The sequence below is a fragment of the Nocardia sp. NPDC004722 genome (assembly GCF_053601505.1).
Genome location: NZ_JBSGBY010000633.1, coordinates 1 through 4,687, shown reverse-complemented (window position 1 = coordinate 4,687; position 4,687 = coordinate 1). Strand labels below are relative to the sequence as shown.

The 4,687-nt window shown below is 70.2% G+C and carries 3 protein-coding genes and 1 pseudogene; 2 read left to right on the top strand and 2 right to left on the bottom strand.

Annotation, left to right across the window (positions count from 1 at the left end; translation table 11 throughout):
- Nucleotides 1-423, bottom strand: a pseudogene (locus tag ACWELQ_RS38520) (hypothetical protein); the annotation flags it as partial.
- 148 nt (nucleotides 424-571) lie between these two features.
- Between ACWELQ_RS38520 and ACWELQ_RS38515 the strand changes: the two are divergent.
- A complete protein-coding gene (locus ACWELQ_RS38515; RefSeq protein ID WP_452401941.1) occupies nucleotides 572-1,795 on the top strand; it encodes a cytochrome P450 family protein in 1,224 nt (407 codons plus the stop codon).
- Between the two features lie 5 nt (nucleotides 1,796-1,800).
- On the opposite strand, the gene ACWELQ_RS38510 is transcribed toward ACWELQ_RS38515, so the two are convergent.
- Complete coding sequence (locus tag ACWELQ_RS38510) at nucleotides 1,801-4,350, bottom strand: cytochrome P450 (protein WP_452401940.1); 2,550 nt, start codon at nucleotides 4,348-4,350, stop codon at nucleotides 1,801-1,803.
- Between the two features lie 119 nt (nucleotides 4,351-4,469).
- Here ACWELQ_RS38510 and ACWELQ_RS38505 point away from each other — a divergent pair.
- The coding region (locus tag ACWELQ_RS38505) for a glycosyltransferase (protein WP_452401939.1) at nucleotides 4,470-4,687 on the top strand (218 nt) is incomplete at its 3' end.

Sequence of the window (4,687 nt, the reverse complement as noted above, 5' to 3'; positions counted from 1 at the left end):
GTCCGGGTTGGCGATGACGATGAATTCGATGTCCGGGTCGATCTCGGCGACCGCGCGGTTGATGGCACCGCCGTAGCCGATATTGCCGCCGGTGCAGAACCGGTCACCGTTCGCGAGGGCCAGCGCCAGGGCCGCGACCGCGCCGAGCACGACGAAACCGTTGCCGACAATGGTTCCGCGCCGGTCGATCTCGCGGTCGCGCTGATCCCGCCGGTCGCGATCGCGCGATCCGAGGGACACAGCGATGCTCGCCACAATTGAGGCCACGATGGACCCGCCGACCGCCCACAGCAGCGGCCCCGCGTACGCCACCTCCACCAGCGCGGTGTGCCGGGCCCGGGCCAGCACGACGATCAGGTAGATCGCGTACGAGACCGCGGCCGCGACACCCAGGATCCAGGTTCGCTTCTCCTCATAGGACACGGGTTCAGTGTAAAGAAAACACGACTTCATGTACAGAATTCTTTACATGACACGGGTGGCTCACTCCGAGGTTGCCTGATCCGGTTCTCGAATTCCCCTGTGTTACAGCCGGTTCCCTTCCCCACGCCGACCCGATAGCGTCGAAGTCATGGCCGACCTCGAAGCCCCGGACCGCATCGAATCCCTGGGGGCGGATTTCTTCACCGACCCGCACGCCCACTACCGCCGCTGGCGCGCGGACGGCCCGGTCCGGCAGATCCGATTCCCCGACGGCGTGGTGCGCTGGGTGGTGCTGGGCTACGCGGAAGGCCGTGCCGCCCTGAACGATCCGCGGCTGCGCAAGGACGCCGTGCACGCCACCGCGCTGCTCAACGACAAACGTGGTCTGCCGCCCGCCACCGCCGGTCACATGGTGCTGCTGGGCAATATGCTCAATACCGATCCGCCGCACCACACTCGGCTGCGCAAGCTGGCGACCCGCGCCTTCACCCCGCGCCGGGTGGCGGCGCTGCGTCCGCGCATCGAGGAGATCACCACCGGTCTGCTCGACGCCATGGCCGGCCGCGACGAGGCGGACCTGCTGCGCGATTTCGCCGAGCCGCTGCCGATCACGGTGATCTGCGAACTGCTCGGCGTCCCCTTCGATGATCGAGCCGACTTCCAGCGGTGGACCCGCGCCATCGTGAGTGTCTCGGGCGGGGACGACGAGGACTACGCCAATTCGACCGCCGCCATGGGCGCGTACCTGTCACGTCTGGTGGCGGCGAAGCGCGCGGAACCCGCCGCGGATCTGCTCTCCGCCCTGGCCGATCCGGCCGATGACGGCGATGCCCTCACCGATCAGGAACTGGTCGGCATGGCATTCCTGTTGCTGGTCGCCGGGCACGACACCACCGTCAACCTGATCGCCAACGGCACGCTCGCCCTGCTGCGCGATCCGGCGCGACTGCACGCACTCCAGGCGCACCCGGAGGCGATTCCGGACGCGGTGGAGGAGTTCCTGCGCTACGACGGCCCCGTCAATATGGCGACCCTGCGTTACACGGCCGAACCGGTCACCATCGGCGGAACCCCGATCCCGGCGGACGAATTCGTGCTCATCGCACTCTCGTCCGCCAACCGTGATCCCGAGCGCTACCCCGACCCCGAAGCCCTGGACCCCGACCGCGACGCGACGGGTCACGTGGCCTTCGGCCACGGCATCCACTTCTGCGTCGGCGCGCCCCTGGCCCGCTTGGAAGCCCAAACAGCCTTCACCGCCCTGCTGTCCCGCTTCCCGAACCTGCGCCTCTCCCCTGCCGCCGACATCCTGACCTATCACGCCAGCACCCTGATGCGTGGCCTGACGGCGCTGCCGGTCCTGCTGGACTGACGCCGCTACCGGCGGCTGAGCGACACCGGAAGCGCGTTGGGAGACAAGACGAAATCGCGGTTGGAGGCGCGCACCCGATGCCCGGGTGTGGGGGTCAGCCGCCACCGCGACAGCAGTGCCGCCGAGGCGAGCGCGATCTCGAGCAGCGCGAAGTGATCGCCGAGGCAGCGTCGCCGCCCGACGCCGAAGGAGATCATGGCCTTCTTGGCGGTGTCGGCGGCGTTCTCGGCGTTCCACCGGTCCGGGTCGAAGGTCTCCGGGTGGGTGAACCAGCGGGGATCGTGCTGAACCATGTACGGGCTGAACATGATCGCGGCCCCGGCCGGGATGGTGACGTCCCCGATGGGCAGGTCGGCGCTGGCGTTGGCGGCGCTGATCCACGGCCCCCAGAAGCGGACGGTCTCGGACACGACCTGCTTGAGGTACGGCATGGCGGCCAGGTGGTGGGGTCGCACGTCATCGCCGCCGACCACAGAATCCAGTTCCGCGTACAGCTTGTCGAGGATGGCAGGGCGCAGGCTCACCTCGTGCCACAGCCAGCCGGTCAGTGACGCCATCGATCCGACGCCCCCGGCGAGCATGAGAATCGCCTCGTCGATGATGTGGTCGTCGGACAGGCGCGCGCCGGTCTCGGCGTCGGTGTGGCGGATGAGCGCCGACACCACATCGTTGAAATCCTCGTCGCGCCTGCGATATTCGCTGACGACCGCGCCGACCGCGGCCCGCAGGTGCCGGGATTTGCTGCGCCACCGGTAGTTGGCGATCACCCGCAGCCGCCGCAGTTGCGGCGGCAGCGCGGTGCGCACGATGACCTGGCTGAGCAGCCACGGCACGCTGTCGCGGATCTCGCGCCGGGCGCTGTCGCCGAAGTCGGCGGTGAACAGCGTCGCCGAGACGGTGTCGAGCACCAGGCCGTGGGCCTCGTCCATGAGATCGACCCGGGTGTCCGCGGGCAGCCCGGCCGCCCAGGCATTGGCGATATCGGCTGCGGCTTCGGCGTATTCGGCCAGCCGGGTCTGTCGCAGGGCGGGTGAGATCATGCGGCGGCGCAGCCGGTGTTCGGGGCCGCGCAGCACATTGACCGCGCCGCCGGCGATATCGGCAATGGCCTCGCGCAGGTCCTCGCGTTCGAATTCGGCGTCGCTCAGGTTGACTTCGCGCAGCAGGTCGGGGGTGGTGAGCACGTAGCCGGTCTGGCGGCCGAAGTGCACGCGCACGATCGGCCCGAGGGCGGGCAGCGAGGTAACGAAGCCGGGCGCGTCGGTGAGGGCGCGCAGGCTGTGCCCGAGCACCGGTACGCGGCCGGGCGCGGTGGGGATGTCGGCGAGGGTGCGCGGCATGCGCTCCGCCGTCACGGTGGCGACCACGGCACCGGCGTCGCGGTAGACCTCCAAGACCCGTGCGATCTGCCGGGATTGGCGCACCGAGTCGGCCTGCCCCGCGAGTTCCGCGCGCAGTGCGGTGAGCACCGAACGGTCCGCGACCAGTTTGCCGAGGGTCTCGGCCATGGCCTCGACGGAGGGATCGTCGGTGCGGAGGCCCGCGGGCACCGATTCGGCGAGGTCGGGATCGCAGTACACCACCGGCAGTCCCATGGCGGTGGCTTCCAGCAGCACCATGCCCTGGGTGTCGAATCCGGTGGAGGGGAACAACAGTGCGTCGGCGGCGGCCATGGCGTCGAGGCAGGCGGCCTGGGACACCCTGCCGTGCAGGCGGACCCGGTCGCCGAGGCGGCGTTCGACGATGCGGCCGACGGCCGCGCCGTAGAGGTCGCCGTCGCCGTAGACATCGAGGGTGCAATGGTCGGTGCGCCGCACCGCTTCCAAGGATTCCAGCAGCCGCTTCTCCCCCGACAGCCGCCCGCACCAGACCAGCCGCAGCGGGCCGTCCGCGGGACGCGGCGGATCGGTGCGCGCGTCGAGGAGTTCGTCGTCGACCCCGTTGGACACGACGGTCAGCGGCCGTGTCATCCCGTGTGCCAGCAGCAGATCCGCGAAATGCCGGGTCGGCGCGATCACCTGATCGGCGGCTTGCGCCTGACCGGTGATGGTCCGCCAGGCGTGCGCGGCGGCCGCCGATTCCCCCGGCAGGCGCGCCGACCGGGCGTGCGGCACGTAGCGCCCGTGCAGCAGCCGCAGTGCGAGCGCGGCCGGGTACGGTGCGGGCACGGTGTGCTCGATGAAGGCGTCGTCGCGGCTCTGCGCGGTGTGCACCAGCGGAATGCGGTGCCGCCGAGCGGCTTTCATCCCGGCGATGGCGACGCCGTAGGTGGTGTGGGTGTGCACGAGATCGATCGGCCCGCGCGCCGCGAATTCGGTGTCGATGAGCGCGGCGTTGCGGCGCGTCGGCGCGACCACGGCGAATCCGTTGACGGCCGGGATCGACAGTGGGTGCAGGGCAACGATATCCGGGTCGGGCGCGGCGGCCGGGTCGGGCGCGACGAACAGGGTGACCCGGTGACCGGCGTGTTCGAGCCCGCGGCGCAGCGCGGTGACGGCGGTCTGCACCCCGCCGAGCGAGGCCGGGTGATAGTCCACGAACATCGCGATGTGCATCGGTGGAACCCTAGTCCGCGCCGCCCCGCTGTGAAATGCCCACATTTCCTGCGTCTGGACGGCGGCGGCCGCATCACCCAGTGTCTACTGTTCCCACCGTCTGTGTCGAAAGAGGCCGCATGCGCATCGCGATACCGCTGACCGGAACCCGAGGCGACGTCCACCCGGTGGTGGGCCTCGCGGTCGAGTTGCGGCGACGCGGCCACGAGGTGCTGTTGGGCGCGCCGCCGAATCTGGTCGACTTCGTCACCGCCGCAGGGCTTCCCGCGCAGCCCTGCGGACCAGTTGTGCAGCGGCTCTACAGTTCCCCGGAGGGTCAGCGCGCGCTGGCGGCCGG